Origin of the sequence: Malonomonas rubra DSM 5091 (assembly GCF_900142125.1) — a bacterium.
GTDB lineage: Bacteria > Desulfobacterota > Desulfuromonadia > Desulfuromonadales > Geopsychrobacteraceae > Malonomonas > Malonomonas rubra.
In genome coordinates this window covers 17,009-43,651 of the sequence record NZ_FQZT01000002.1, presented here as the reverse complement: position 1 = coordinate 43,651, position 26,643 = coordinate 17,009, and the positions used below count along the sequence as shown (strand labels likewise).

28 protein-coding genes and 3 tRNA genes are annotated in these 26,643 nt (G+C 49.9%); 26 read left to right on the top strand and 5 right to left on the bottom strand.

Translation table 11 applies throughout. From position 1 onward, the window contains the following. Window positions 1-6 precede the first annotated feature (6 nt). The 13 genes from BUB13_RS03045 to BUB13_RS02985 all read left to right on the top strand — a co-directional run bounded on the left by BUB13_RS03045 (window position 7) and on the right by BUB13_RS02985 (window position 9,049). Entirely contained in the window at window positions 7-522 is a 516-nt protein-coding gene (locus tag BUB13_RS03045) for an adenine phosphoribosyltransferase (RefSeq protein ID WP_072905465.1), read from the top strand. Window positions 523-581: 59 nt separating this feature from the next. Next, window positions 582-658: transfer RNA gene (locus tag BUB13_RS03040), tRNA-Arg, on the top strand. An 81-nt stretch (window positions 659-739) separates the two neighbouring features. Next, window positions 740-1,153 (top strand): PaaI family thioesterase, encoded by a 414-nt coding sequence (locus BUB13_RS03035; RefSeq protein WP_072905463.1) that lies wholly within the window; start codon window positions 740-742, stop codon window positions 1,151-1,153. A 15-nt stretch (window positions 1,154-1,168) separates the two neighbouring features. Further along, window positions 1,169-1,711 carry an HD domain-containing protein gene (locus BUB13_RS03030; protein WP_072905461.1) on the top strand — a complete coding sequence of 181 codons (543 nt, stop codon included), beginning with the start codon at window positions 1,169-1,171 and terminating at the stop codon, window positions 1,709-1,711. Between the two features lie 71 nt (window positions 1,712-1,782). Further along, window positions 1,783-1,857, top strand: a tRNA-Val gene (locus tag BUB13_RS03025). Between the two features lie 58 nt (window positions 1,858-1,915). Beyond that, the gene (gene lipB / locus BUB13_RS03020) at window positions 1,916-2,578 is read left to right on the top strand and encodes a lipoyl(octanoyl) transferase LipB (protein ID WP_084091703.1); all 663 of its coding nucleotides are present in this window, start codon (window positions 1,916-1,918) and stop codon (window positions 2,576-2,578) included. A gap of 57 nt (window positions 2,579-2,635) precedes the next feature. Next, window positions 2,636-3,418, top strand: a complete 783-nt coding sequence (locus tag BUB13_RS03015; protein WP_072905459.1) for a TIGR00266 family protein — start codon at window positions 2,636-2,638, stop codon at window positions 3,416-3,418. Between the two features lie 74 nt (window positions 3,419-3,492). Then, complete coding sequence (locus BUB13_RS03010; RefSeq protein ID WP_072905457.1) at window positions 3,493-4,356, top strand: HDOD domain-containing protein; 864 nt, start codon at window positions 3,493-3,495, stop codon at window positions 4,354-4,356. 110 nt (window positions 4,357-4,466) lie between these two features. Continuing rightward, entirely contained in the window at window positions 4,467-5,210 is a 744-nt protein-coding gene (locus tag BUB13_RS03005; RefSeq protein ID WP_072905455.1) for a TlyA family RNA methyltransferase, read from the top strand. Continuing rightward, window positions 5,203-5,979, top strand: a complete 777-nt coding sequence (locus BUB13_RS03000) for an SAM-dependent methyltransferase (protein WP_072905453.1) — start codon at window positions 5,203-5,205, stop codon at window positions 5,977-5,979. The genes BUB13_RS03005 and BUB13_RS03000 overlap by 8 nt, the downstream gene beginning before the upstream one ends. Window positions 5,980-6,090: 111 nt before the next feature. Continuing rightward, window positions 6,091-6,438 carry a histidine triad nucleotide-binding protein gene (locus BUB13_RS02995; protein ID WP_072905451.1) on the top strand — a complete coding sequence of 116 codons (348 nt, stop codon included), beginning with the start codon at window positions 6,091-6,093 and terminating at the stop codon, window positions 6,436-6,438. 25 nt (window positions 6,439-6,463) lie between these two features. Continuing rightward, window positions 6,464-7,900 carry an HD domain-containing protein gene (locus BUB13_RS02990; protein ID WP_072905449.1) on the top strand — a complete coding sequence of 479 codons (1,437 nt, stop codon included), beginning with the start codon at window positions 6,464-6,466 and terminating at the stop codon, window positions 7,898-7,900. A gap of 12 nt (window positions 7,901-7,912) precedes the next feature. Continuing rightward, complete coding sequence (locus BUB13_RS02985) at window positions 7,913-9,049, top strand: polysaccharide deacetylase family protein (RefSeq protein WP_161947614.1); 1,137 nt, start codon at window positions 7,913-7,915, stop codon at window positions 9,047-9,049. On the opposite strand, the gene BUB13_RS02980 is transcribed toward BUB13_RS02985, so the two are convergent. Continuing rightward, the gene (locus tag BUB13_RS02980; protein ID WP_161947613.1) at window positions 8,987-9,880 is read right to left on the bottom strand and encodes a glucosaminidase domain-containing protein; all 894 of its coding nucleotides are present in this window, start codon (window positions 9,878-9,880) and stop codon (window positions 8,987-8,989) included. The two genes, BUB13_RS02985 and BUB13_RS02980, sit on opposite strands and share 63 nt — an antisense overlap. Window positions 9,881-10,068: 188 nt before the next feature. Between BUB13_RS02980 and BUB13_RS02975 the strand changes: the two genes are divergently transcribed. The 5 genes from BUB13_RS02975 to htpG all read left to right on the top strand — a co-directional run bounded on the left by BUB13_RS02975 (window position 10,069) and on the right by htpG (window position 13,566). Further along, complete coding sequence (locus BUB13_RS02975; RefSeq protein ID WP_072905442.1) at window positions 10,069-10,488, top strand: secondary thiamine-phosphate synthase enzyme YjbQ; 420 nt, start codon at window positions 10,069-10,071, stop codon at window positions 10,486-10,488. A 57-nt stretch (window positions 10,489-10,545) separates the two neighbouring features. After that, a complete protein-coding gene (locus BUB13_RS19025; protein ID WP_167366799.1) occupies window positions 10,546-10,710 on the top strand; it encodes a hypothetical protein in 165 nt (54 codons plus the stop codon). Window positions 10,711-10,736: 26 nt separating this feature from the next. Then, window positions 10,737-11,216 (top strand): ferritin family protein, encoded by a 480-nt coding sequence (locus BUB13_RS02970; protein ID WP_072905440.1) that lies wholly within the window; start codon window positions 10,737-10,739, stop codon window positions 11,214-11,216. A 163-nt stretch (window positions 11,217-11,379) separates the two neighbouring features. Then, a complete protein-coding gene (locus tag BUB13_RS02965; protein WP_072905438.1) occupies window positions 11,380-11,601 on the top strand; it encodes a hypothetical protein in 222 nt (73 codons plus the stop codon). A gap of 126 nt (window positions 11,602-11,727) precedes the next feature. Further along, the gene (gene htpG, locus BUB13_RS02960) at window positions 11,728-13,566 is read left to right on the top strand and encodes a molecular chaperone HtpG (protein ID WP_072905436.1); all 1,839 of its coding nucleotides are present in this window, start codon (window positions 11,728-11,730) and stop codon (window positions 13,564-13,566) included. Window positions 13,567-13,616: 50 nt separating this feature from the next. Here htpG and BUB13_RS02955 read toward each other — a convergent pair whose 3' ends face one another. Further along, window positions 13,617-14,093, bottom strand: a complete 477-nt coding sequence (locus BUB13_RS02955; protein WP_072905434.1) for a tRNA (cytidine(34)-2'-O)-methyltransferase — start codon at window positions 14,091-14,093, stop codon at window positions 13,617-13,619. A gap of 120 nt (window positions 14,094-14,213) precedes the next feature. Between BUB13_RS02955 and BUB13_RS02950 the strand changes: the two genes are divergently transcribed. After that, complete coding sequence (locus tag BUB13_RS02950; protein ID WP_072905432.1) at window positions 14,214-14,639, top strand: hypothetical protein; 426 nt, start codon at window positions 14,214-14,216, stop codon at window positions 14,637-14,639. A 151-nt stretch (window positions 14,640-14,790) separates the two neighbouring features. On the opposite strand, the gene BUB13_RS02945 is transcribed toward BUB13_RS02950, so the two are convergent. Continuing rightward, window positions 14,791-16,080 (bottom strand): homocysteine synthase, encoded by a 1,290-nt coding sequence (locus BUB13_RS02945; RefSeq protein WP_072905431.1) that lies wholly within the window; start codon window positions 16,078-16,080, stop codon window positions 14,791-14,793. A gap of 141 nt (window positions 16,081-16,221) precedes the next feature. After that, the gene (locus tag BUB13_RS02940) at window positions 16,222-17,502 is read right to left on the bottom strand and encodes an O-acetylhomoserine aminocarboxypropyltransferase/cysteine synthase family protein (RefSeq protein ID WP_072905429.1); all 1,281 of its coding nucleotides are present in this window, start codon (window positions 17,500-17,502) and stop codon (window positions 16,222-16,224) included. A 111-nt stretch (window positions 17,503-17,613) separates the two neighbouring features. Between BUB13_RS02940 and BUB13_RS02935 the strand changes: the two genes are divergently transcribed. Next, window positions 17,614-18,969 (top strand): Rqc2 family fibronectin-binding protein, encoded by a 1,356-nt coding sequence (locus BUB13_RS02935; protein ID WP_072905427.1) that lies wholly within the window; start codon window positions 17,614-17,616, stop codon window positions 18,967-18,969. A 100-nt stretch (window positions 18,970-19,069) separates the two neighbouring features. Continuing rightward, a tRNA-Leu gene (locus BUB13_RS02930) sits at window positions 19,070-19,156 on the top strand. 46 nt (window positions 19,157-19,202) lie between these two features. Here BUB13_RS02930 and BUB13_RS02925 read toward each other — a convergent pair. Further along, entirely contained in the window at window positions 19,203-19,868 is a 666-nt protein-coding gene (locus BUB13_RS02925) for a sulfite exporter TauE/SafE family protein (protein WP_072905425.1), read from the bottom strand. A gap of 219 nt (window positions 19,869-20,087) precedes the next feature. Between BUB13_RS02925 and BUB13_RS02920 the strand changes: the two genes are divergently transcribed. From BUB13_RS02920 to pilB, 5 genes are all read left to right on the top strand, one after another. After that, window positions 20,088-21,056, top strand: a complete 969-nt coding sequence (locus tag BUB13_RS02920; RefSeq protein WP_072905423.1) for a polyprenyl synthetase family protein — start codon at window positions 20,088-20,090, stop codon at window positions 21,054-21,056. Between the two features lie 271 nt (window positions 21,057-21,327). Then, a complete protein-coding gene (locus BUB13_RS19470) occupies window positions 21,328-21,591 on the top strand; it encodes a transposase (RefSeq protein ID WP_072905421.1) in 264 nt (87 codons plus the stop codon). A gap of 16 nt (window positions 21,592-21,607) precedes the next feature. After that, complete coding sequence (gene rnr / locus BUB13_RS02910) at window positions 21,608-23,704, top strand: ribonuclease R (protein WP_072905419.1); 2,097 nt, start codon at window positions 21,608-21,610, stop codon at window positions 23,702-23,704. Between the two features lie 65 nt (window positions 23,705-23,769). Continuing rightward, on the top strand, window positions 23,770-24,729 hold the full coding sequence (locus BUB13_RS02905) for a bifunctional riboflavin kinase/FAD synthetase (protein ID WP_072905417.1): 960 nt from the start codon (window positions 23,770-23,772) through the stop codon (window positions 24,727-24,729). Between the two features lie 176 nt (window positions 24,730-24,905). Then, entirely contained in the window at window positions 24,906-26,618 is a 1,713-nt protein-coding gene (gene pilB / locus BUB13_RS02900; protein ID WP_072905415.1) for a type IV-A pilus assembly ATPase PilB, read from the top strand. Window positions 26,619-26,643: the final 25 nt, after the last annotated feature.

The following is a 26,643-nucleotide window of genomic DNA, read 5'->3' as shown; positions in this document are numbered from 1 at the left end:
GATAAAATGGATCAGCTTAAAGACATTATTCGCAACATTCCCGATTTTCCAAAAAAAGGCATTGTTTTCAAGGACATCACGACCCTTTTGGCGGATGCCAAAAGCTTTCACCGGATGGTTGACCTGCTGGCACACCGTTATGTCGGTGAAAAAATCGATCAGATCGTCGGCATTGAAGCGCGCGGATTTATTCTCGGTTCAGCGCTGGCATACAAGCTCGGCACCGGTATTACACTGGTGCGCAAACCGGGCAAACTGCCGTATAAAACGCGTAGCATCAGCTACGAACTGGAATACGGTACCGATACTCTGGAGATTCACGAAGATGCTTTCAAAAAAGGCGACAAAGTGATTATCGCCGACGATCTGCTGGCGACCGGCGGTACCATGGCGGCCGTCGTCGATCTGGTGGAGCAGTTTGGGGCGGAGATCCACGAGTGTGCTTTTATGGCGGAGCTGGAATTTCTGGAAGGTCGTAGCAAGCTGCCTGAAGGCAAGGTTTACAGCTTGCTGAAGTTTTAGCCTTTAACGGACGACAACTACTTGAAAAAGCTTTCGCGCTACGGTATAAGCGTGCCGATGGCCCCGTAGCTCAGCTGGATAGAGCAGCACCCTCCTAAGGTGACGGTCGGGGGTTCAAATCCTCCCGGGGTCGCCATATCGAAAATAATGGGCTGCGTTTGCAGCCCATTTTCTTTTTAGCGGAGAAAAATAATGAATTTGACAGTTTGCGGAATTGATGAGCGGCAGTGAGCCGAACAAGGTCGAACGTGATTCTGCCTGCTTCGTTTGCGGGCAGCAAAATCCCATTGGTCTCAAAGCGGAGTTCATTACTGATAAACAAAGTTGCAGCAGTTCAGCGACATTGCAGATGCAGGGGGACTTTCAGGGCTGGCAGGATGTCATCCATGGCGGTGTGGTTGCAGCATTGCTGGATGAGGCCTGTATTTATGCCTGTATGGCAAAAGCGGAGCAGCTTGTCACGGCGGAATTGCAGGTGCGTTACCGTAAGCCAGTTCCGGTCGGAGCCGAGGTTGAAGTGACGGGTGAACTGCTTAACAGCAGTCGAAAAGTCTGGCTGGCCAAATCGCAATTGAAAATAGATGGAACTCTGCATGCAGAAGCAACCGCAAAGGTTTTTGTCCTCGATTGATAAACGGGAGGAATGATGTTGGATCAACTGCCGGAAATTTTACAGCTAGATGCTGAGCAGAAACATTTTCTGCAGCAGGTACGGCAAGTGATGGAGACCTACTTCGGCACGGATATCCGACGCATCACTCACGCGCAGGATGTCACTGGACATGTCATCGACTTGCTGCAGTATATCGACGCCGATCCGGTTATCGCTATTTGTGCCGGGTTGTTGCACGATATCGGGATACCCGAAGCTGAGCGCAAATATGGACGCTGCGATGGTAAGTCACAGGAGATAGAAGGGCCCCCGGTTGCGCGAATGTTGCTGGCGGATGTTGGAGCAGATGAAAGCCTGATCGACGTTGTCTGTGAACTGGTTGCCAACCACCACACCCCCAATGGGGTTGATTCGCCTGAATTTCGTATCCTCTGGGATGCCGACGCACTGGTGAACTTGACTGGGGTGGTCGAGGGGAAAGAGCCCTATGCCATCGAATCGATTCTTGATAAAGCGATGGTAACGGAGCCCGGCTATCGGCTTGCCTGTAAAATCTATTTGCCGGCTGGAAAGTGAGACTGAGTTGCGAAACAGTAGAATCCTTGGTTGACAGTTTCTACTGATTGTTGCTATAAAAATTTCCACCCGGGCGCATAGCTCAGCGGGAGAGCATTCGCCTCACACGCGAAGGGTCGCTGGTTCAATCCCAGCTGCGCCCACCAAGAATATCAGGGAGTTGCACGCTTGTGTAACTCCCTGTTTTAGTTGCGGGGTTATTGCATGGCTAAAGAAATTCCACTGACAGATATCGTTATCGCTGATTGGGGTTTGCTCGATTACGAAGAGTCTTTTCACCGTCAGCAGCAGCTGGTTGAAAAGCGCCTTCAGGGAGAAGGTGATGATACCCTCGTGCTTGTCGAACACCCGCCGGTTGTGACATTGGGCAGGCGTGCCAGCGGTGATGATTTGCGCGTCAGCGTGGATGAGTTTTCAGAGTCCGGGATCGCTTTGCGAAATATCAACCGGGGTGGCTTGGCGACGGCTCACGAACCAGGACAACTGGTTGCCTACCCGATTGTCGCTTTGAAGCGGAAGGATTTGCGCTGGTTCGCCGATGGCTTGCTCAATGCGGTGATTGCTTTACTGGCCGATTATGGTCTGGAAGGCAACCTGAAAGAAGGAGAGCCGGGCGTCTGGGTGAACGGCAGAAAAATCTGCAGTTTCGGTATCGCTGTGAAAAAATGGGTGTCCTGTCACGGTATCGCTTTGAACGTCAACAACGACCTGCAGACTTTTCATATGATCGTTCCCTGCGGTCGCCCTGATGAACAGGTGACTTCGGTCAGTAGTGAACTTGGTGAACAGGTTGATTTGAAAGAGCTTGGTGAATGTTTTTGTCAACATTTTTTGCGCATTTTCGCATACCGGCAGAAAGCCTGCTAGACTGAACTCTGAGCTGATAGTACAGTTTTTTGTGTGGAAAGAGAGTGGAGGTGGTCAATGAGATGTCACGAAGTTGATTATAAAATCATCGGTGATGATATGCAGATGGTCGAGGTTGAACTTGACCCGGGTGAGGCTGTGGTTGCTGAAGCAGGTGCCATGACATACATGGAACAGGGAATCGCGTTTGAAGCTAAAATGGGCGATGGCTCAGTGCCTGACCAGGGCATTTTCGGGAAATTGCTTGGCGCCGGAAAGCGCGCTCTGACTGGCGAATCGATTTTTATGACCCATTTCAGTAATGCAGCAAAGGGCAAGCAACACGTCGCCTTTGCTGCTCCTTATCCTGGCAAGATTATTCCTCTCGACCTGGCCCAGATCGCTGGGAACGAAATCCTCTGCCAAAAAGATTCTTTTCTTTGCGCGGCACTTGGAACACGCATCGGTATCGCTTTTCAGAAGCGACTGGGAGCGGGCTTTTTCGGCGGCGAAGGATTTGTGCTGCAGCGTCTGCAGGGGGACGGCATGGCGTTCGTCCACGCCTGTGGCACTATAATCGAGAAGCAGATGAATGATGAAGTGCTGCGTATCGATACCGGTTGCTTGGTCGCTTTTGAGCCGGGGATAGAATATGATATTGAACGTGCTGGAAGTTTGAAGAGCATGTTTTTCGGCGGTGAGGGGTTGTTCCTGACGACTCTGCGAGGCACGGGGCGTGTCTGGCTGCAGAGTTTGCCCTTTAGTCGATTAGCTGATCGGATTCTGACTCATGCGCCTTCAGGGGGAGGAGATCAGAAGGGTGAAAATTCCCTCTTTGGGCGGATGATAAATGGAGATTGATTTTTTGCTTCCGATGACGTTCTATTCTGCTATAATCAGTCAGATAAAATATTATTAATCTCAGGGAGCAACAGATGTCCGTCGATTTTCAAACTGTAGTCCGAACCATCGGTGATTTGCCACCGGTGCCAGCAGTCGCGACCAAGGTCCTGGAATTGCTGGGTGATGAATTTGCTGATTATAAAAAACTGGGGGATGCGATCTCCAGTGATCCGGCTGTTTCGGCTCGCCTGCTGAAAGTTGCAAACTCTGCCTTTTACAGTATGTCGCGCCAAATCAAAACCTTGGATCATGCAATTGCCATCGTTGGTGAGCGGACCCTGCGCAGTCTGGTTCTGGCAGCTAGCCTTGAGGGAATGAATAAATCTTACGGCCTGCTGGAAAAGATGCTCTGGGAGGACTCTATCGGCTGTGCCATCGGTTGCCGCGTTCTGGCGCGTAAATTTTCCAGTGCCGATCCTGAAGAAGCTTTTCTCGCGGGCCTGTTCCGTCATCTCGGCAAAGTAATTATGAACTACAGCAATGGCGAGGCTTATCGCGCACTGGTCGAAGCGGTCTATACAGGCGAAGGTAGTTATCGCCAGTTGGAGGGGAATTATTTTCCCTACGCTCATGCCGTTGTCGGTGCTGCTGTCCTCGATAAATGGAATTTTAACCGTTCACTAGTGATGACGACTTTGCATCACGACGACTTGAAAATACCGGTTGAAGAGGAAGAAGAGGGTAGTCGGGATCTTTTCCGGCTGACGGCAACAGTCAATCTGTCAGATTTCATCTGCCGTAAACTGGGTATCGGGCAGCGCGAACCTGACGAGTCGATCGATGTTGCTGGTTGTCCCGGTGCTGTAGCATTGGAGTTGGGAGCCGATGATGTCGCTGAGGCGATCAACGAGATTGATGAAATATTTACTGAAAACAGGGAATCTTTTGTCGGCTAAAACAGACATGACGCGAACCGAAGGGGGGCATTCAGCCTCCCTTTTTTTATCTTTTGTAGCGACAAAAAAGGCGTGCTAAAGTCAGCCGAAAAAATGTGGAACAGGAATAAATGAAAGAAAGACTGGACAAACTTCTGGTTGAACTTGGCCTTGTTATTTCGCGCGAAAGGGCTAGGGCGCTGATTCTGGCAGGCAAAGTCGTGGTTGATGATCATCGCGTCGATAAAGCTGGTGTCAAGGTTGATCGTGATGCCCATATCCGCCTGAAAGGCGAAGATATAAAATATGTTTCCCGCGGTGGTTTGAAACTGGAAAAAGCTTTACAGGTGTTTCCGCTTGATGTTTCTGAGCGGGTTGCCATCGATGTTGGTGCTTCGACAGGTGGTTTCACCGACTGCCTGCTGCAAAATGGTGCGGCGAAGGTTTATGCCGTGGATGTTGGCTACGGTCAGCTTGCCTGGAAATTGCGGGAAGATGCTCGTGTCGTTAACATGGAGCGTTGTAATATCCGTTCGCTGACGGCAGATAACCTCGATCCACAGCCAAGTTTGGCCGTGATCGATGCATCCTTTATATCTTTGGCAAAAGTCCTTCCCAGTACCTTGCCGCTGCTGACAGCCAAGGCTGAAATTATTGCCTTAATCAAGCCCCAGTTTGAGGTTGGCAAAGGGCAGGTTGGTAAGGGCGGGGTGGTCAAGGATCCGCTTCAGCATCAACAGGTCATCACCTCGGTCGAGCAGATGGCAATAGAGCTTGGCTGCAAAGTTGCGGGTGTGGAAGAGAGTCCGATTCTCGGGCCGAAGGGAAATCGTGAGTTTTTGCTTTACCTGAAAAAAGGAGCAGCGGTTGAATAGGCTGTTTTTTGTAGGTGCCGGGCCCGGAGACCCGCAAATGTTGACTTTGCACGGGGCTGAAGCGTTGTGCGACTGTGGTGTGGTCTATTATTCTGAACCCTACGATGTCGCCTTTGCCGATTTTTTGCAGGGCAAGGAGCTGTTCGATCCTTTCGATTTCGGTTTTCATCAACTTCTGGAGCAGATCGAGAGTCAGTTGCAGAAGACTTCTGTCGCCTTTCTGGTGCCGGGTGATTTGACATTCTATTCGCCTTATCAGGGGATTGTTTGCCATTTTGCCGAGAAGGCTGAAGTCATTCCTGGCGTCGGCGTTGCCAACGTCGCTTCGGCGCGGCTAAAGCGGACCTTCGATCTGCCTGCAGTCTGTAACCGGGCATTAATCGTATCGCCGAAAACCCTGGGCGCAAGTTCCTCGGCTCCTGAACTCGAAGAGTTGGCCGCCCGCGGTGTTTCGTTGCTGATTTACATGAACAATATGCCGCTCGAAGAGCTGGTCGCGAAGCTGCACAAGGGGTATGGGGCGGATGTGCCGATAGCGCTTTTTTACCGACTTGGATTGCCGGAGGAAAAAGTACTACTGGCGACTCTCGACAGCATTGTCGCTACCTGTGACGGCGTCGACTATTTTCATCTGAACGAACCAGAAAAACGACCGGCGCTGACCTTTGTTGTTGTTGGTGAATCGCTTTGTGCCCCGGTTGATACCACCTGGTGGGATCAGAAGCGGCAGACCGATTGGGCAAAACGGAAGAAAGCGGGTAAAAATTGATAATTCTCAGAATAGAGGTGGGTCAATTTTTGCGATAGGATGTGTGACAGATGTCTGTTAATATTCCGTTTCAACTCCACAGCCTGAATTTACACCACGAAGGAGACTGCTATGGCAAGTGACTGTATCTTCTGTAAGATTTCGACCGGTGAGATTCCCGCAACGATCCGCTACGAGGACGATCAGCTGATCGCTTTTGAGGATATTGACCCCCAGGCTCCCCATCACCTGCTTATTGTGCCGCGCAAGCACATTCGCACCACCCTTGACCTGACGACAGCCGACAATCAACTGATCGGACATATCTACCAGGTCGCCGGTAAACTGGCGCATGATCTTGGTTTTGCTGAAGACGGCTTTCGTGTCGTCAATAACTGCAATGAAGGCGGTGGACAGGCAGTTTGGCATATCCATTTCCACTTGCTTGGTGGTCGGGATATGACCTGGCCTCCGGGTTAGTCACAAGCTGGCAGCACGCAATTTTATGAGCGATTTCAACGCCAAAACTGAACAACGCATGATCACCGAGATCATGGAGTTGCTGGTGACCCATTACGGTGCCAGTCTCTCTGAGACCGAGCTGGATCATGAACTTGACCGGGTCGAGCAGGCATTAAACGATGCCCGCAGCTCCCACCAGGGACAGTTCCGTAAATCGGGCGAGCCTTATATTTTTCACCCGTTAAGGGTGACCCACCTGGCTGCCCGTCACTGGATGGATTTCTCCTCGGTGATCGCTTCTCTGCTGCACGATGTTGTCGAAGATACCCCGGTGACCTTGGCCGATGTGGAAAAGAAATACGGCAGTGAAGTTGCACATCTCGTCGATGGCTTGACGAAAGTGACCTCCGAGGTGAAATCTCGCGAGGAGCTGAAAAAAGAAACCTACCGTAAGACGATTCTGGTGGCGATCGACGATATCCGCGTGCTTTGCCTGAAATTCTGGGACCGGATGGACAATCTGTTGACCATCGATGCGCTGCCGCCGCATAAGCAGAGCCTGATCGCTGAAGAAACGCGGACAATCTACGTGCCCCTGGCGCAACATCTGGGGATGGGCTACGTTGCTACCGAGCTGGAATCTCTATCGTACAACCTGCTTTATCCGAAGCGGGGAGAGAAATACAACGAAAGAATCGCCGAGCTGAAAAAAGAGAACGTCGATTTCCTGCGCAAAACCCGGGCAAAAATAATGGGTGCTTGCGAGCAGCAGAAGTTAACGGTTCTGCTGAAAGATCGCTGGCGTCCGTTTTCGATTACAGCCGTTCAGGCGATGCGGCGAGGGTTTGCAACCCTTTACACGCTGGAAGTGCAGGTAGACCGGATGATGGATGCCTACATTTTCCTCGGCTTGTTGCATGGGCTTTTCCCGCCGATACCGGGAAAGCTACGCGATCATCTGAACCAGACCTCTGCGCACGGCTACCAAGCTCTGAAAACAACAGTGCAGGCAGGACAACAGCGGATGCGTGTTGAGATTACTACCCGCAAGCTGGCCCGTTTCAACGACTCCGGTGTGCTGGCCCCCGGTTTCAAATTCCGCCACGATAATTTTCGCAGCCTCATGAAATCGCTGGTCGATGGTGAATCGGCGTTCGATACTGAATCTCTGAAACTTGCTTCGGCAACGATCCAGGTTTATACCCCGCACGGTGAAATTCGTACTCTGCCGGAAGGCAGCAGCGTGCTGGATTTTGCTTTTGACATCCACGAATCCCTCGGCCTGCACGCCCGGCGCGGGCAGATCAATGGCCGTACCCGTCAGCTTAAAACCCGCCTGCTCGATGGTGATCAGGTTATTATCGAAACGGCGGAAAAGCCCGAAGTCCTGCCGAAGTGGCTGGAATGGGCCATCACCCCGAAAGCGCGCAATACCATTCGTCGCTACCTGCGCAATAAAGTTAGATCTTCTCGTAACTAAATGGTTTTTAAAATGAAAAGTCTTCGTTTGTGGCTTGTGCTTCCACTTTGCGTTTTGCTTTTTGCGGAGGTTGCCAGCGCCGGTCAGGCCAATGTATTTATCTATCACCGCTTTGACGAGAACCGTTACCCCTCCACCAATATTTCCACTGAAATCTTTGCTGAGCAGCTAGCTTATCTGAAACAGGAGAATTACCAGGTGTTGTCGTTTGGCGAAGTGGTCCGGCGTATCCAGCAGGGAGAATCACTGCCGGAGAAGGCAGCTGCACTTTGCGCTGACGACGCCTATCAATCTTTTGCTGATGGCGCCATGCCGATTGTGCGGGAGTATGGCTACCCGATCACGTTGTTTGTCAATACTGACGCAGTCGGTAGCTCCGGTTATCTCGATTGGCAGACGATAAAGGGGTTGCATGCCGAAGGAGTGGGGATTGAGAACCATACGGCATCCCATCCTTATATGGTGGAAATGGAGGAAGGAGAAAGCTTTGCTGCGTGGCGAGAGCGAATAAAGAAAGACATTCTTAAGTCACAGCAGGCTTTTTCACAGCAGCTTGGTTATCAGCCAAAATCTATTGCCTACACGTTTGGCGAATACTCGGATGAAGTGATCGGTTTGGTCAAAGAGCTTGGCTTTGAGTCTGCGTTTGCCCAGCAGTCAGGCGTTGTGCATGATAAAAATGATCTCTTTACCTTGCCCCGTTTCCCGATGGGTGGACCTTACGCCACTCTAAAGGGTTTTATTGACAAGTTAAAGATGAAGCCTCTGGTGGTTCTGCAGCAGGAACCGGTCAGCCCGCTCATCTATAAAGAGAACCCGCCGGAATTGTTGCTGCAATTGGAGACTGCTGATGTCGATATGGGGCGTGTGAATTGCTTTGTTCAGGGGGAGAACAGTTGCACGGTTGCTGCTGTGATCGGACGTCCCGGTTGGTACCGGGTCATTGCAGAGCAACCGCTGTCTGGTCGTCGTAACAAATACACCTTGACTGTGCCGGGCAAAAAGGGTGGTTGGCACTGGTTCAGCCAGCCCTGGGTGAACGCTGAACGTCCGGCGCTGCAGAGTTCTTTAGATGTGAAAAAAGGCTCAGCCGCGGCTTTTCAAGCCGACGTTGGCAAAGCGGGTGAGGCGGTTACTGCGGATCAATGACTGCAGGTCTCTGACGTATTCTTCACCACGGATCGAATAACGAAACAGCCCCTCTGCCAGTTCTGAAGCTTTAAGCTTGTTGCCAGCAGCACGTGCCTCGGCACGTATCTGACGCATTTCTTTGTATGCGAAATGAGTGTTCAGGTTGCGCAGGTAAGAGCGGATAGACTCATAGACGTTCTCGAAACGGCGTACTTCATAGGTTGCGCCTTCCGGCCGTCCTTCCGGGACAATACCGGCACCTTTGATGAAAGTCCACTCGCCGAACAGGTTGTTTGCCTGTTGGGAAAAGCGGGACGTTCCCCAGGCGGATTCGTTGGCCGCCTGTGCCAAGGCCAGGGCGGGGGGAATGATATCGATGCGCAGCAGCAATTCGGAAAGCGCTTGCTTTGAAGTCAGGTTGGCACTTTCGACTTTGTAGCGTGTTGCCAGGCTGTTCAGGCGGTGCAGCTGGTCGTCGTTGAGCTTGCCACCTTTTTCCAAGATCTGTTTGAATTCGATGATCTGTTTACGTTCTCGGTGAATCTCATTGTTTGCCAGCAGGATCATTGGCAGTAGAGATTTGAAGAAAACTTCTTTTTTGCGTGAACTGGAGCTGATCTGGGAAAGATCACGCGGCATGGTTTGCAGGATCAGTGGTGGCACACCGTGATCAAGCTCGTCAAGGCTGTAATCGTGACGCTCGAACTCTTTTTCCAGTTCATGCGTTACCGAGGCCTTGAGGATCTCAATCTCCGAGCCCTGATAGACAGGAGCTGCGCTGTCGGAGCAGCTGACAAGCAGCAAAGACAGCAGCAGGGATATGAAAAATATCGTTTTGATTGTAGGCATTTTTAACATAAAATTACTGTGCTACCGGCGCTACTTGTATACTTTACGACGGCGCAGCGAACTTTTATATAGAACCTGCGAATGGGAGTCAATAGTTTTCGCATAAAATAACCTGAGTGTGATTTCACTTAGCGGCTAGCTATATAAAATCATAAATGTATTTTGACTGTTAAAATGGATTTAAAGAGATGAGATCCTACCGTAAAGAACTTTGGTTTGATATCCCTGCCCGGCGAGAGTTTCGTAACATCACCTCACAAGTGGAGCGATGTTTACAGGAAAGTGGTATTCAGGAAGGGTTGCTGTTGTGTAATGCCATGCATATCACCGCATCGGTGTTTATCAACGATGACGAAAGTGGGCTGCATCAAGATTTTGAGCGCTGGCTGGAAGGGCTCGCCCCGCATGAACCGCTCAGCAATTATTTGCACAATAATACTGGTGAGGATAACGGTGACGCGCATTTGAAACGAACCGTCATGGGGCGCGAGGTTGTCGTTGCCGTCACTGGAGGGCGACTCGATTTCGGCCCATGGGAGCAGATATTTTACGGTGAATTCGATGGGCGCCGCCGCAAGCGTGTATTGGTGAAAATCATTGGTGAGTGACTTTGGTTTCAACGATGTGCTAATCTTATCCTTTAGCTAATGATAAAGAGGTTTTAAGTGGAGACAGTTAAAACTGCAAGCTTTGAGTATTTGATCGATCTGGCAAAGGAAAAGCCCGAAGGGGGCTACACGTTCGTGCTTGATGGTAATAGTTACGAGATTGATGATGTTTTGGAAATCTCGGCGATAGCGACTAAGCACGGCTATATCGTTATTTATTGAACATTTGATGAACGGGAGAATTCAAGATGAGTCCAGAAGTCGAAGAAGGTGTCTGCTATACCTATGAAGCCGCTTTGGAAAAAGCAATCCAGATGGAAGAAGAGGGCTTTCGTAACTACCTTTACGCCATCAAAATCGTCGATGATCGTCAGGCAAAGATGATCCTGAAAGAAGCGGCCGTTGAAGAACTGCAACACAAGCAAAGCATTGAAAAAGCACTGCTTGAAGGTTATGAGCATGATGAAGATATGTCGAAGCCGGTTCCGACGATTAATCTGAACTATGTATTTGAACAAAAAGAGCTCGAGCCGAATGCAAATGCTCGTCAGTCTCTCGCTTACGCGATTCATTTGGAGAAGGCGGCTGTTGATTTTTATAAGCGCATGCTGCAGGGCTGTGAGGGAGCACCTATGGCTCCTCTTTTCAAGCGTCTGCTGGCGGATGAGACTCGCCATCTGAAGAATCTGGAAGATTTCTATGAGGATTATTTCCTCGCGGAGAACTAATAATAATTCCATATCAGCTTGTTTTAAAAGGGTCTGTGCTTTGTTAGTTCAGACCCTTTTTACGTATCCGGTATTTATTCACAAATAGACGCAAAAACAATGAGTTGCAAACCTAAAATCGATCTGCTAGGCTGTCTATAACAGTGTTTGATCGGAGGTTGCCATGGACTTGGATATTGTTAAAGCGTTATTTGGGTTTTATATTGTGGCTGTTTCCCTGATCCGTCTTATGATGGACAATGAACACTTTCGCCTGACCCTGATGAAGAAGGTCTGGGGGCGCAGCACAGGGCTGCTGATTCACTTCGTCAGCAATATCGTTATGCCGATGCTGTTCGCTATTTATTTTTTCTGTCGCGGGATAGCGGCAATGCCTGGTTTCTGAAATCCGTCGCATCGATAAACATATAAGCCCGCTTCAGTCATTGAGGCGGGTTTTTGCTGTGCCCTTGACAAATAAATCTCATCTCCTTATCTTTCTGTTCGCAATTTAATAACAGGAGGTTAGGTCATGTCTGAAAAGCTGCAAAAAGAAGAAGGCTCCATCTCAATCCACACCGAGAATATCTTCCCGATTATCAAGAAATGGCTCTACAGCGATAAGGACATTTTCCTGCGTGAACTGGTGTCCAACGCTGTCGATGCGATCCACAAGCTGCAGAATATCAATCTAATGGAAGGACTGAAGCTTACGGATGAGTACCAGGTCGATATCAAGATTGATAAAGACGCCGGCACTCTGACCGTAATCGACAACGGTCTTGGGATGACAGCTGATGAAGTGCGTAAATATATTAACCAGGTGGCGTTCTCCTCGGCCGAGGATTTTATCGAAAAGTTCAAGGGGCTTGAAGATAAAAACGAGATCATTGGTCACTTCGGTCTCGGTTTCTATTCCAGCTTCATGGTTGCAGATAAAGTCGAGATCCGTTCGCTCTCCTATCAGCAGGATGCCGAAGCGGTCCACTGGACATGTGCCGGAACGACCAGCTACGAGTTAGAGGCAAGCGATAAGAGTGAGCGCGGTACCGAGATTATCCTGCATTTAAATGACGAAGAAAAAGAGTTCCTCGAAAAGGATCGTGTCAGCGAAGTGCTGAAGAAATTCTGTAACTTCCTGCCGGTCTCCATCTCCCTGGAAGGCGAAGAGGTCAACGACAAGAACCCGCTCTGGACCAAGTCGGCCGGTGAAGTTACAGATGAGGAATACTTGGAGTTCTACCGCAAACTCTATCCCATGTCGCAGGACCCGCTATTCTGGATTCATCTGAACATCGATTTCCCTTTCAATTTGAAAGGCATCATCTACTTCCCGCGCCTGACCAACGAGTTCGATGTCACCAAGAGTCACATCAAGCTGTTCTGTAATCAGGTGTTCGTTTCTGACAATACCCCGGAGCTGATTCCCGAATTCCTTACTCCGCTGCAGGGCTGCCTTGATGCGCCAGACCTGCCGCTCAACGTATCCCGCAGCTATCTGCAGAACGAGCCGCAAGTGCGCAAGATCCGAGAAGTCATCAGCGGCCGCGTCGCGTCCAAGGTGGTTGAACTGGCGAAGAAAGATCGCGAAATCTTCGTGCCGATCTGGGAAGATATTCATACTTTTGTCAAATACGGCATGATGCGCGAAGACAAGTTCTACGACAAAGTGAAGGACCAGGTCATCTATCGCTCGACCGGTGATGAGAAATACACCACGTTACCCGATTACCTTGAGCGCGCAAAAGAAAAGCACGAGAACAAGGTCTATTACGCCAATGATGAGGGCGTACAGGCGACCTACCTGAAGATGTTCAAAGCGCAAGGCATGGAGGCGCTGATTCTCGATGCGATGATTGATAACCATTTTATCCAGTTCCTCGAATCGAAGAATAGTGATCTCAAGTTCGAGCGTGTCGACTCCGACGTGACCGAAAATCTGATCGAAGAGAAGGATGAAAGCAAAGAGATCGTCGATGCCGACAACAAGAGCCGCAAGGATCGGATTGAAGAAACCTTCAAAGCCGAACTCGACATCAAGGGCTTGACCATCCGGATCGAAACTCTCAAGGACAATACGGTTCCCGGAGTGATCCTGCTCAATGAGCAGCAGCGTCGTTTCAAAGAGATGACCAGCATGATGGGGCAGGGTGAGATGCCCGACATGTTTGCCGATCATACCCTGATGGTCAACGCAGCCAGCCCGGCTGTCGAAAAAGTGCTGAGTCTGCAGGATGCCGGTGACAAGGAAACAGCAGGACTGCTGATGCAGCAGATCTATGATCTGGCAATGCTGTCGCACCAGGCAATCAGTAAAGAGAGGATGGCCGATTTTCTTGATCGAAGCGGGAAGTTGCTGGGAATGATTTAACGTTTTACTTTAGGAAATGGGAGGCCGGTTCAGTTTGAACCGGCCTTTTTTTATTCTTCAAGCTGCCCTGTTTGGCGTAGCGCTTCAAACAGGATGATCGCCGCCGAGTTAGCCAGGTTCAAGCTGCGGACGTGCGGTGTGAAGATCGGAATCCGCAGCGCTTGATTGCCAACCTGATCGAGCAGTTCTTCCGGCAAACCAAGGGTTTCTTTGCCGAAAACCAGAAAGTCACCTTCCTCAAATTCGACTTGCGTGTAATTGCGCTCAGCCTTTTTCGACATGTACCAATAGCGTCCATCCGGATATTCCGTCTGCAACTGTTCAAGCGAATCCCAACAGTGCAGTTTGACGTAGGGCCAGTAATCAAGCCCGGCACGACGGACCTGTTTGTCATCAATGGAAAATCCAAGCTTGCCAACCAAGTGCATGTGGCTGCCGGTTGCGGCACAGAGCCGGCCGATATTTCCGGTGTTGGGCGGAATTTCAGGTTCGATCAAGACAATATGAAAAGGTTTATTCGTTTGCATGGCGGGGGACGATAGCATATTTGCTGCTGAGAATTAACGGGAAATTTTTGCTGCCCTTGAAATTAATGAAAAGCAAGATAAGGTATATATATTCTGTCGCCGGTCAGAAAGGAGTCAACTATGGGGTTTTTCGACAGAATTTTCGCGTCCAGTAAAGGCTATGAACCACTGGATGAAGAAAGCCTAGCGGCGAATCGTATCGAGAAAATCCGCGATCAGCTTGAGTCACTATCCAAACAAGTCCACAAGCCGTTGGAGGTTGTTCCGGGAGAAGAGGGGGGATACGTCTTCATCGGCAAACCGCCTAAAAATTTCGGCATTGCATGGATAGAGGATAACGAAGTTCACAGTTTGAAGTCACTTGCAGATAAAGGCGCCAAGCCTGAAGACCTGAAAGCGCTATCCAACAAGTTGAGGGAAATTTACGAAGCCAATCAGGATGACACTCGGTATTCTGCCAAAATCGGGGGCAAAGATATTGTTGTTACTCCCTCTGAAACAATGAAGAATCAGGTCAGTGACGTGATTCACAAGGCAGCCCACTAGGCATTTGAGTTTGGAGCGCACTGCCCCAGATCCGTTGATGCGGGACCGCTGGTGCCAGTTTTTTTGTTGGCCGGTGACTGTTATCGGGCACGCCAGGTAGGGCATGCGCTCAAACTTTATCTGATTTTTTTTAGGCCACGACTCTACTGATTCAACAATGGGCTGCGGCGAGTGCCTGATCAAAATCGGATATAATATCACTCACATCCTCGATGCCGACGGAAACCCGAATCATATCTTGTGTAACCCCGGCGGATCTTTGCTCTTCCTCGCTCAATTGCTGGTGAGTCGTTGATGCTGGATGAATAACCAATGTTTTGGCGTCGCCAATATTGGCCAGGTGGCTTGCCAGTTTTACGTTACTGATAAACTTTTTGCCTGCTTCCAGTCCGCCCCTGATGCCAAATGTCAGGATTGCGCCTTGACCGTTTGGTAAATATTTCTGGGCCCGATCGTAATCATTGTGACTTTTCAGTCCGGGGTAATTGACCCAGCTGACCTGCTGGTGCTGCTCAAGGTGTCTGGCCACAGCCAGCGCATTCCTGCAGTGTTGCGGCATCCTGACATGGAGGGTTTCTAAACCTTGCAGAATTTGGAACGCGTTGAAGGGGGAAAGGCATGGACCCATATCGCGCAGCAGGGTCAGGCGCATTTTCAATATGTACGCCAGGTTGCCGAGGGCTTCGTGATAGACCAAGCCGTGATAACTCGGATCAGGCGTGGTGAATTCAGTAAAGCGTCCACTCGACCAGTCGAAATTACCGCTGTCGACGACAGCTCCACCAATGCTTGTGCCGTGCCCGCCGATGAATTTTGTCAACGAGTAACAGACAATGTCAGCACCGTGCTCGATCGGTTTGAACAGCATGGGAGTGGCAACCGTGTTGTCGACGATCAGCGGAAGGTCGTTATCCTGGGCAATTTTAGCGATTGCTTCGAAATCATCGACATTATTCTGCGGGTTACCGATCGTTTCTGCATAGATTGCTTTGGTATTGTCGTCGATGGCAGCGGCAAAGTTCGCTGGATTTGAGCCGTCGACGAATTTCACTGTGATACCCATGCGAGCAAAGGTGTGATTGAAAAGGTTGTAAGTCCCGCCGTAAAGCGAGCTGGCAGCGATGATGTTATCACCGCACTTAGCGATGTTCATAATCGCCAGAGAGATAGCAGATGAGCCGGATGCCAGCGCCAGAGCTCCGACTCCACCATCAAGCTCCGCCAAGCGTTTCTCGAGCACATCGGTTGTTGGATTCATCAGTCGGGTGTAAATGTTGCCCATCTCTTTGAGCGAGAAGAGATCTGCAGCGTGCGCGGCTGAATCGAAGGTATATGAGGTGGTCTGGTAAATGGGGACTGCACGCGAGTTGGTTGCAGCGTCGGGACTATGGCCAGCATGCAGTGCCAGTGTGCCAGGTCTGTATTTTGGTTGATCGCTCATCTTAGCCACCTTTTCCGGTGTGGAAGTCTATGTGTTAAAGATACTAAAATAGTAAAGAATAGAGGTAAGCTATAACAGCATTAAAAAGAAAGGGCAAGCCAAAAGGCTTGCCCTTAAAGGAAATTTCTTTTTTTAGATGGCTTAACTGGCAGCCAGCGCCTGATCGACATCGGCCATGATGTCATCAATATGCTCGATGCCGACTGACAAGCGAATCAGGTCTGGAGTAACGCCGGATGCGATCTGTTCTGCTTCGGATAGCTGGCGGTGCGTGGTGCTTGCAGGGTGCAGGACGCAGGAGCGGGCATCACCAACATGCACGACCATAGCGATCAGCTTACAGGCTTCCATGAATTTCATACCAGCTTCACGGCCGCCTTTAATGCCGAAGGTCAGCACACCACTGGCGCCTTTGGGCAGGTACTTCTGGGTAAGTTTATAGCTTGGGTGGCTTTCCAGGCCCGGATAGTTTACCCAGGAAACCTTGTCGTGCTTTTCAAGGAATTTCGCCAGGGCCAGAGCGTTACTGCTATGACGCTCCATGCGCAGGTGCAGGGTGGTCAACCCGTGGTTGAACAGGAAGCTGTTCTGTGGAGCAGGAGTGACGCCGAGATCGCGCATATACTGAGCACGGGATTTGACGATATAGGCCAATGGACCGAACTTTTCGACATATTTCAGGCCGTGGTAGGAGCTGTCCGGCTCGCAAAGCTCGGGATATTTACCGCTCGCAGACCAATCGAATTTGCCGCTGTCGACGATCACACCGCCGACTGCGGTCCCGTGGCCATCAATGTACTTGGTGGCGGAATGGATAACGATATCAGCGCCATGCTCCAGTGGGCGACAAAGAGCCGGTGAGGCAAGGGTGTTATCGATGATCAGGGGGACGCCCATCTCTTTTGCCACCCTGCTGAACTTCTCGAAATCGAGAATGTTCAGGCCGGGGTTGCCGATGGTTTCCGCGAACAGGCAGCGGGTGTCGGGGCGGAATGCCGCCTTCATCTCCTCGACGGATGCTTCTGGGTCAATGAAACCTACTTCAATTCCCAGTTTCGGCAAAGTGTTGGCGAACAGCGAGTAAGTGCCCCCGTACAGGGTGCTGGCCGAAAGGACATGCTGTCCTGCGCGGGTAATGTTCAGGAGCGAAACCGCCGAGGCGGCCTGACCGGAAGAGGTTGCCAGCGCGGCAACGCCGCCTTCCATCAGCGCGATTTTTTCTTCGAAAACGCTGGTGGTCGGGTTGCCGAGGCGGGTATACATGGGATCTGCACAATCAAGGTCGAACAGCTGTGCCATATGCTCGGCGCTGTCGTACTTGAACGTGGTGCTCTGGTGGATCGGCGCAGTGCGCGGTTCAGCAGCTTTCGGAGCGTAGTTACCCTGAACGGCCTGGGTTTCAATTTTCCAGTTTTCCCTCATAATGAAGACCTCCATGTTGTACATTGCTTAAGAATGGCTGACGATTCTAACAGAAGTTGTTCAATTGGGGAAAAAAAGATGCTTTGCATGGCAAGAAAAGGTCGAGAATAAATGAATGTTGAGCAGGTTCGGCAGCTGGTCGCTGAACTGAAAGATAAAATTGCCGGTTCACGAGTTACTAAAATCCACCAGCCGACAACCGATATGCTGCTGTTTCGGCTCTGGACCGGGGAGCAGAACCTGAGATTGCAGATTATTGCCGCTGCGCTGAACGGCTCTATCCAGCTGACCGAGGAAAATTATCCCAATCCTTTTACCCCGCCTCGTTTTTGCCAATTACTGCGAGCGCGGGTATCCCGGATTGTTGATGTGCAGCAGCTGAATGATGATCGTGTCGTAGAATTTCAATGCCAGGGAGGCAAGGGCGATTGTCGATTGATCGTAGAGTTGACCGGTCGCAGCAGTAACCTGGTTTTTGTCGATAATCAGGGCAAGATCATCGATCTTCTTAAGCGGCAGAGAGAAGGAAGGCTGCAGCTGGGCACTCAATATACATTACCGGAAAAGCGGGACGAGTCGCTGGGGCAAAAAAACAAAAAGGCTGATGGTGAAAATGCCGGTAGCGAGAAAGATCTGAAAAATCAGCTGATGAAACTGTTGGCAAAAGAAAAGAAGAAGCTTTCAAAGAGGCTTGTCCGAATAGAGCAGGAATATCGCCATCAGCAGGATTATGAGCGCTATCAGCAACTGGGGAATCTGTTGCTGGCGAACCTGCATCTGATCGAAAAAGGAACGGCAAAGGTTCAGGTTCTCAATTATTATCTCGACCCGGCAGTTGAGGAATCGATAGCCCTCGACCCGCAGCTTTCACCGCAGGACAATGCTGATAAATATTTCCGACGCTACAAAAAATATCGTCGGGGCATTGAACACAGCGAGCGTCGCCTGGCTGAAACCAGAGAAGAGCAGGAGTGGCTGGAAGATTTAAACTACCAATTAGAGAGCGCGGAGCAGCCGAATGACATTTCAGTGGTGGCTGACTTGATGAAAAAGTCGGGACTGCTGAAAGAAAAAGTCAGCCGGCTACCCCGTGGTAATAATCAGCAACAGGTCGTAAAAGAACTCCTAAGTCCGGGGGGGCGCAAAGTTGTCTGGGGCAGCAACAGCAGGCAGAACGATATGATATCGACAAAGTTGCTGAAAAAAGGAGACCTTTGGTTTCACGCGTATCGCTGTCCAGGATCGCACGTGCTTTTAAAGGGTGAGGGCGGGAAAGCTGAGTTCAGCGCGGCTGATATCGAATTTGCTGCCGCGATAGCTGCGGGCAATTGTAAAGCGAAAAACGATTCCAAGGTTGAAGTGATGGTTGCCGAAGCCAAAGCAGTCAAAAAACCGCCTGGTGCGAAGCCAGGGATGGTGACTGTTCAGCAGTATAAAACCCTTGTGGTTAAACCCTTTAGCCTGTAGTGCGAGGTTTTTTGGTAAAGACACCGATTTTTTGTTGCAATCGAAAAATCCATTTGTTATAAACACCATCGCTCCGCACAATGGGGCCACAATTGAAGATGCCGAAGTGGTGGAATTGGTAGACACGCTAGGTTCAGGGTCTAGTGTCCGTAGGGACGTGGGAGTTCGAGTCTCCCCTTCGGCACCAATTAGGAATTAACCCGATCACGAAAAGTGATCGGGTTTTTTTGTTTTCAGCTGATCATTCCGATGTGGTTCAGCAGATTGTAACTACCGATCAGGGCAACCATGATTCCGGCTGCTTTTAGCGGGCGATTGCCAAGCCTTTTTAGCCAGTTGCTGGTTTGTCCGAGCAGTAAAAGAGCTGGGAAGGTGCCAAGACCGAAAGCGAGCATCATTAACATGCCGGTTGCTGTGTCAGCGCTTTGGGCTGCGGTCAGCAGCATGGCGTAAAGCATGCCGCATGGCATCAGGCCGAAGAGCAGTCCGATGCCAAGCGCGGCCAATGGCAGAGGCAACCCCTTCAGTTTGTCGGCTTTTTTCTCAAGGTCTAGTTGTAGCGCTCCAGTCTTTAAAAGACTGAAATTGAATGTGCTGAACAACCCGGCGCTGCCAAGCCCGATCAGGATGATGAAAATATCGCAGCCGATCTGTAGCAGTTGGGTGATATTGTAAAGTTCGTTCTGAATAGTGAGGGCGGAACCGAGCCAACCGACGAACAGGCCGAGTAAGCTGTAGGTTGTTACCCGGCCCAGATTGAACATGAGTTGGCAGGGAAGTCCGCAGCGGCGACCATTTTCCGTCAGGCTCAAAGCGCTTATCAAGCCACCGCACATCCCAAGGCAGTGGGCCGAAGCAAGCAGTCCAGTGATAAAAGTCATGCCGATCAGAGGGTTCATCTTTTTATGAGTAACATAAGTTTTTGCTCATTTCACCCGGAAGTGTGTAAGAATAAATAGGGTTCAGTAACTATTTACAGGCTGACCGAGAAAAGTTTTGACAACGCCCGGCGTGGTTTTTAGAATGTTGCGATCGTAAAAGAGGGCTTGTCAATTATGGTTTTGCCCTCCTTTTCCTGCCGTTTTTTGCAATGTCAGCTTGAAGGATTTAGAGAGTTTATGGATTCTGTAATCGCCCTGTTGAAAGACGATATGGGCGCCGTCGAGGCGCAGATCAAGCAGAACCTGTCATCGGATGTTCAGCTGGTCAGCCAGGTCGGGGAATATATCCTTTCCAGCGGTGGCAAACGCATTCGGCCGATGTTGCTGCTGCTTTCGTCCCGCTTGTGCAACTACCAGGGCGATAAACATATCGAGCTTGCCAGCGTTGTTGAGTTCATTCATACCGCAACTCTGCTGCATGATGATGTCGTCGATAGTGCCGACCTGCGGCGTGGTAATCGTTCGGCCAATTCAGTCTGGGGTAACCAGGCATCGGTTCTGGTCGGCGATTTTCTGTTTGCCAAATCGTTTTCGGTTATGGTCAACAGTGAAAGCCTGAAAATTCTGAAAATTCTCTCCGATACCACCACTGAGCTGGCTGAAGGCGAAATTCAGCAGTTGATCAATACCTGTGACCTTGAAGTCAACGAGCAGCGTTACCTGCAGGTTGTCCGTGACAAGACTGCGATCCTGATTGCTGCTGCCTGCCAGGTCGGCGGAGTGCTGGCGGGTGTCGATGAGCAAAAAGAGTTGGCACTGCGCGAATTTGGTCTGGAAATCGGTATCGCCTTTCAGTTGATGGATGATGCTCTTGATTATGTCGCAGACGAGGCTGATTTCGGCAAAGAACGCGGCCATGACCTTTATGAGGGCAAGATGACCCTGCCGCTGATTTGTGCCTTTGCCGAAGCGACTGAGCAGGAAAAGCAGGAGATCGAACGGATTGTTGAGGCGGAGGAACTGTTGCCTGAGGATCTCGATTACGTCTGCAATCTGATCGATAATTACGGTGGTATCGAGTATACACGTAAACGTGCTGCTGATCGGATCGAGTTGGCCAAAAAGCAACTGGCGATTTTTCCTGACAATGAAGCGCGCCAGGCGTTGTTCGATTTGGCAGATTATGTGGTGTCCAGAAACAAGTAACCGCCACTTGAACTGAACCACGTTTAAATCCCGAAGGCCTGCCAGTGTGCAGGCCTTTGCTTTTATTCGGTCGAAGACAGAAGACCACGGCTTTAGCCGTGGATGAATGAGACCGGAGGCGGTATTGTAGGTGGATGGACGTTCGAGTTTCGGCACATTCAGCCTATTGCTTGCAATACCATGTCGTCTGGGTATGCAAATACCGCCGTAGGATCCTAAGCCTGGTGTCTGTGAGTCCCTTGGAAGGGTGCTCTCTAGCCCATTGCGGCAGATGCCCGGCGTAGAAATCGAGACGATTGGCTATGACGGTGATCTCCTCTATATTGTGATGATCATCCCACCTAAGTATTCAATTTTTGAGGTGATGGGAAGATTGAAGAGCCAATCGTCGTTCCGAATACGTGAAAAGTTTGAGTGGCTGTTCAAGGTCTATTGGTCCGATAATATCGTGTGGTCGTCGGGCTACTTTTTAATTGATTGCAAAAGCAATCAGTATGCGAAGCATCAGAACCCCGGGTTTACCCGGGGTATCTAATTTGTAGGGAAATATTTTGCTGGAAAATCGAATCCAAAATTTGATGTGCCGTTTTCCAAAACGGTCTCTAAATCGTCGCGATATTGCCGACATGCTTAATCTTCACGGTGGGGAGCGAAAGCGATTAACTGCAACTCTTCGCCGGCTTGTTGCTGATGGCCTGATCGAGGAAAAAAAGGGTTGCTACCGGTTACGGCAAAGCAAAAAATCGGTCAAAGGGGTCTTCTCAAAAGCCGAGCAGGGCTTTGGTTTTGTGCGTATTCAGGAGGGAGAGCAGGAGGATCTTTTTATACCTGCCAAGCACGTTCGCAGTGCAATGCCGGGGGATGTTGTGGAGGCCCGGGGCGAGGGTTTTGATCGTAGCGGCCGTCCATACGGAAAGATTGTGAAGGTTCTTCAGAGAGCCCATAAAACAGTTTTGGCTCTTTATCGACAACAGGGGAAACGCAGTTGGGCGATGCCGCTTGATCAAGCGCTGGTGAATGCGATTTATCTGCAAGGCGATTTTGCCGGGCAGGTCAATAACGGTCAGATCGTCAAAGTAGAATTTATCCGCTATCCCAGTGAAGCAGCTTCTGCCAGTGGAAAAATCGTTGAAGTCCTTGGTGATCCGGATGACCCACAAGTTGATATCGAGGCTGTCATTTTTGAACACGAGCTACCGCGCAACTTCTCAAGTGGTGCTTTGACCGAGGCTGATGAGGTGTCAGTGGTCGGTATTCCTGTGGACGAGTTGACGAGACGGGTCGATTTGCGTTATCTGCCGCTGATGACGATTGATGGTGAAACCGCAAAAGATTTCGACGATGCTGTTGCCGTGGTGCAGGAAGCTGACGGCAAAATTCGACTGTGGGTCTGTATTGCTGATGTGGCTTATTATGTCCAGGAGGGGGGGGCACTCGATCAGGAGGCACGTGAGCGTGGGACCAGCGTTTATTTTCCTGGCTTCTGCTTGCCGATGTTGCCGGAGGCTTTAAGTAATGGTATCTGCTCTCTGAATCCATATGAAGACCGCCTGGTAATGACTGCAGAGTTACTTTTTTCTGCTGATGGTCATTGTTGCGAACAACGCTTTTACCCTGCGGTCATGCATAGCCGAGCGCGTCTGACTTATACTGAGGTCGCTGGTTTTCTTGGTAGTTCAGACGCAACAAAGCTGGCGGATGCTATTGCTGCACAGTTGCCAGTCATGGCAAAGTTGTCCGGAAGATTGGCGGAGCAGAGGCGTCAACGGGGAGGTTTGGAGTTGGATATTGCCGATGCTGAAATTATTCTGGATAAAAGCGGTTTTCCAACCGCTGTGGCTAAGATTGAACGAAACCAGGCCCACCGCCTGATCGAAGAATTCATGCTGGCGGCCAATGAAGCTGTTGCCAGTTATCTGGAAAAGGCCGGGGTTCCGTTTCTCTATCGCATTCATGAATCTCCAACCTTGGAGAAACTGCAGGATTTTCAACAGCTAGCAGCTGAGTTCGGCTACGGCGTGCTGCTTGGCAAGCAGGTGCAACGGAGTTTACAGCAATTGCTTGACGATCTCGCAGACAAGCCTGAATCAAAGCTGCTCAATCAACAACTTTTGCGCAGTTTGCAGCAAGCTCGATACACGCCTGAGAACAAAGGGCATTTTGGCTTGGCCGCTGAAAATTACTGTCACTTTACCTCACCTATCAGGCGTTATCCAGATTTGACGATTCATCGCACCTTGAAACAAGTTCTTGCTGCAACAGAAAATGCGACAGCCCCTAGCAAGGAACGTTTGCTGGAGTTGGGACGTGATTGCTCTGAAAGAGAACGTCGTGCGATGGCTGCAGAGCGACATTTGTTCGAGCTGCGGCGTTGTCAGTTGATGCAGCAACATATCGGGGAACAATTTTCTGGTCTGATCAGTTCGGTTACAGAGTTCGGTTTTTTTGTCGAGCTTGATGCGTTAGGACTGGAAGGGCTGGTTCATGTGCGCAGTCTTACCGGAGATTTTTATAGTTTTGATCCCTTAAGTCATTGCTTGCAGGGCGAGCGTCGCAGAAAGTGCTATCGTGTTGGTATGACTGTGGCGGTAAAAGTACATCATGTCGATGTTTGGCGTCGCAGGGTTGACTTTGTCCTTGCTGGATAGTGTCGCTATTCGTTAATATTTCGAGGATGTTAGCGCTTCTTGTTTAACTTTGGTATGCTGCAGTTATGGAAATCCTGAATAATCTTTCTCCCGATAAAAATGCCGCTGGCCCCTGTGTTGTCTCATTGGGGAATTTTGATGGGGTTCATTTAGGGCATCGTGAACTGTTCAGGCAACTCGTTGCTATGGCAAAAAACAAGCAGTGTCGCTCTGTTGTTTACACATTTTCCCCCCATCCGTTAAAGGTTCTCTTCCCTGATAAGTCACCCCTTTTGCTGAATACTCCTGACGAAAAGAGGCGACTGATAGAAGCTTCTCATATCGATACATTGATAGAAGCTCCCTTTACGCAAAAGTTTGCAGCCATGTCGCCGGAGCGTTTTGTCGACGAAATACTTGTCGCAGCTTTGCAGGCACGCGGTTTGGTCATTGGTTACGATTATGCCTTCGGTAAAAACAGGGCTGGAAATGCCGAGTTTCTGCAGCGATATTGTTCTGAAAAGGGGATTGATGTTCTCGTTTTGCAGCCAGTTGGCAGCGATGGCTTGCCATACAGCTCAACCCGTATCCGGCAAATGTTGATGGAGGGAAAGGTTGCTGAAGCAGTCAATCTTCTTGGTCGGCATTATAATCTCGAAGGTACTGTTGTTGCCGGCAAACAACGTGGACGGAAGCTTGGTTTTCCGACAGCTAATTTGGTGACGGACAAGGAGCAATTACCGGCTGCCGGTGTCTATGCCGTCAAGGTTCGTTATAGGCTGCAGGAATACAATGGAGTTGTAAATCTTGGGAAATGTCCTACATTTGCTAATGATAAATCGACCATTGAGGTTCATCTGCTTGATTTTTCAGGTGACCTGTACGGGGATAAAATACGTATATATTTTGTTGAGCGCCTGCGCGATGAGAAGACGTTTTCCGGTTTGCAGGAGCTGACTGCAGCGATCGAAGCAGACATTGTCCGTGCAAGGCAGATCCTTGGTTCCCGTCATATTATTCAATACCAGGAATATCTTTCTTATTGAAAGATTAGTGCTAGCGAATTAAAATGCGATATGGTATATCTTATTCTGTTGTGACAGGTGTGCAGCTGTGCGCTTGACATGAGGGAAAGTAAGCAAACCGTTTTTCGCCAGCTATAATGGGACTTTTGGGCTGAGGGTAGCTCAAAATAAGATGAGAGGGAAAGGGCCGCATTTCGATGAGTGCCAACCGACTTGGTGAACTGCTAATTCGTAACGAGATGATTTCCGATGACCAGCTGAAAAAAGCGGTCGAGGAACAGAAAAAAGAGGGGATCAGGCTTGGCGCGGCACTGATCAAGCTGGGCTATGTACAAGAAAATGACCTGGCTTCTTTTCTCTCTAAGCACTACGGTGTCCCATCTATCAACCTGGCTGAGTTTGATGTCGATCCCGCTGTCATCCAATTGATCCCGGCCGAGGTTGCTCAAAAATATCAGCTGGTTCCGATAAATCGTGCAGGTGCTACTTTAATTGTAGCCATGTCCGACCCATCTAATATATTCGCTATTGATGATATCAAGTTCATGACCGGCTTCAATGTCGAGGTTGTCGTCGCAGCTGAAGCTTCTATCAAAGATGCGATTGATAAATTTTATGATCAAAGTGCCAGCCTTGCTGATGTTATGGGCGACCTTGAAGACTTTGATGACTTAGAGTTGGTCGAGGATGGTACTCTTGAAGATGTTGGTGAACTCGAAAAAGCAAGTGAAGATGCTCCTGTAGTCAAGCTGGTCAATCTAATTTTGACCGATGCCATCAAAAAGAAGGCATCCGATATTCATATTGAGCCCTATGAGCATGTTTTTCGTGTTCGCTACCGGATCGATGGTGTGCTTTATGAAGTCATGAAGCCACCAAAAAAACTTAAAAATGCTATTACCTCGCGTATCAAGATCATGGCTGACCTTGATATCGCTGAGCGCCGCTTGCCGCAGGATGGGCGCATAAAAATCAAAATGGGCAAGGGCGTCGAGATGGATTACCGCGTTAACTGCCTGCCGACTTTGTTTGGCGAAAAGGTTGTTTTGCGATTGCTCGACAAGAGTAACTTGCAACTCGATATGACCAAGCTTGGTTACGAAGAGAAGGCACTTAAGTGGTTCAAAAACGAGATCCACAAACCCTTCGGGATGGTTCTGGTTACCGGCCCGACCGGTAGCGGCAAGACAGTTTCGTTGTATTCTGCTCTGTCCGAACTGAATAAGGTTTCAGAGAATATTTCGACGGCGGAAGATCCGGTCGAATTTAACTTTGCCGGTATCAACCAGGTGCAAATGCATGAAGATATCGGACTTAACTTCGCCGCTGCTCTGCGTGCTTTTTTGCGCCAAGATCCTGATATCATCATGATCGGTGAGATTCGTGACTTTGAAACAGCTGAGATCGGGGTTAAAGCAGCCTTGACTGGGCACTTGGTCTTGTCGACCCTGCACACAAACGACGCTCCGAGTACGATCAACCGTATGCTGAATATGGGCATTGAACCATTCCTGGTTGCGTCTGCGGTTAACCTGATTTCAGCTCAGCGCCTCGGAAGACGGGTTTGCTCTGAATGCAAAGTACCGGAAGATGTCTCCAAGGATGCTTTGATTTCGGCGGGTGTGCCAGAAGCTGAAATTGGTAAGTTCAAAGTTTATAAAGGGAAAGGTTGCAGTACTTGCAACGACACCGGCTACAAGGGGCGTATCGGTATCTATCAGGTTATGCCGATGTTTGATGAACTGAAAGAAATGGTTCTTTCGGGTGCGAATACGGCTGAAATCAAGCAGGAGTCGATGCGTCTTGGGGTAAAAACTATGCGGCAGTCGGCTCTGACCAAAATGATGGAAGGGGTGACAACGCTGGAAGAAGTTCTGCGTTGTACTGTTGCTGATGATCAGGAAATGTAAAGTTAAGAATTAAGAGGGGTTGCTG

Bases quoted from the DNA above. Each gene is read 5' to 3' on its own strand.
- BUB13_RS03045 (WP_072905465.1), top strand. From the start codon at position 7: ATGGATCAGCTTAAAGACATTATTCGCAACATTCCCGATTTTCCAAAA.
- BUB13_RS02940 (WP_072905429.1), bottom strand. From the start codon at position 17,502: ATGAGGGAAAACTGGAAAATTGAAACCCAGGCCGTTCAGGGTAACTAC.
- BUB13_RS03005 (WP_072905455.1), top strand. From the start codon at position 4,467: ATGAAAGAAAGACTGGACAAACTTCTGGTTGAACTTGGCCTTGTTATT.
- BUB13_RS02950 (WP_072905432.1), top strand. From the start codon at position 14,214: ATGGGGTTTTTCGACAGAATTTTCGCGTCCAGTAAAGGCTATGAACCA.
- BUB13_RS19470 (WP_072905421.1), top strand. From the start codon at position 21,328: ATGCCCGGCGTAGAAATCGAGACGATTGGCTATGACGGTGATCTCCTC.
- BUB13_RS03030 (WP_072905461.1), top strand. From the start codon at position 1,169: ATGTTGGATCAACTGCCGGAAATTTTACAGCTAGATGCTGAGCAGAAA.
- BUB13_RS03010 (WP_072905457.1), top strand. From the start codon at position 3,493: ATGTCCGTCGATTTTCAAACTGTAGTCCGAACCATCGGTGATTTGCCA.
- BUB13_RS02920 (WP_072905423.1), top strand. From the start codon at position 20,088: ATGGATTCTGTAATCGCCCTGTTGAAAGACGATATGGGCGCCGTCGAG.
- BUB13_RS02970 (WP_072905440.1), top strand. From the start codon at position 10,737: ATGAGTCCAGAAGTCGAAGAAGGTGTCTGCTATACCTATGAAGCCGCT.
- pilB (WP_072905415.1), top strand. From the start codon at position 24,906: ATGAGTGCCAACCGACTTGGTGAACTGCTAATTCGTAACGAGATGATT.
- BUB13_RS02945 (WP_072905431.1), bottom strand. From the start codon at position 16,080: ATGAGCGATCAACCAAAATACAGACCTGGCACACTGGCACTGCATGCT.
- BUB13_RS02955 (WP_072905434.1), bottom strand. From the start codon at position 14,093: ATGCAAACGAATAAACCTTTTCATATTGTCTTGATCGAACCTGAAATT.
- BUB13_RS02980 (WP_161947613.1), bottom strand. From the start codon at position 9,880: ATGCCTACAATCAAAACGATATTTTTCATATCCCTGCTGCTGTCTTTG.
- BUB13_RS02995 (WP_072905451.1), top strand. From the start codon at position 6,091: ATGGCAAGTGACTGTATCTTCTGTAAGATTTCGACCGGTGAGATTCCC.
- BUB13_RS02905 (WP_072905417.1), top strand. From the start codon at position 23,770: ATGGAAATCCTGAATAATCTTTCTCCCGATAAAAATGCCGCTGGCCCC.
- BUB13_RS02935 (WP_072905427.1), top strand. From the start codon at position 17,614: ATGAATGTTGAGCAGGTTCGGCAGCTGGTCGCTGAACTGAAAGATAAA.
- lipB (WP_084091703.1), top strand. From the start codon at position 1,916: ATGGCTAAAGAAATTCCACTGACAGATATCGTTATCGCTGATTGGGGT.
- BUB13_RS02985 (WP_161947614.1), top strand. From the start codon at position 7,913: ATGAAAAGTCTTCGTTTGTGGCTTGTGCTTCCACTTTGCGTTTTGCTT.
- BUB13_RS03015 (WP_072905459.1), top strand. From the start codon at position 2,636: ATGAGATGTCACGAAGTTGATTATAAAATCATCGGTGATGATATGCAG.
- BUB13_RS02965 (WP_072905438.1), top strand. From the start codon at position 11,380: ATGGACTTGGATATTGTTAAAGCGTTATTTGGGTTTTATATTGTGGCT.
- BUB13_RS02990 (WP_072905449.1), top strand. From the start codon at position 6,464: ATGAGCGATTTCAACGCCAAAACTGAACAACGCATGATCACCGAGATC.
- BUB13_RS03035 (WP_072905463.1), top strand. From the start codon at position 740: ATGAGCGGCAGTGAGCCGAACAAGGTCGAACGTGATTCTGCCTGCTTC.
- htpG (WP_072905436.1), top strand. From the start codon at position 11,728: ATGTCTGAAAAGCTGCAAAAAGAAGAAGGCTCCATCTCAATCCACACC.
- BUB13_RS02925 (WP_072905425.1), bottom strand. From the start codon at position 19,868: ATGAACCCTCTGATCGGCATGACTTTTATCACTGGACTGCTTGCTTCG.
- BUB13_RS02975 (WP_072905442.1), top strand. From the start codon at position 10,069: ATGAGATCCTACCGTAAAGAACTTTGGTTTGATATCCCTGCCCGGCGA.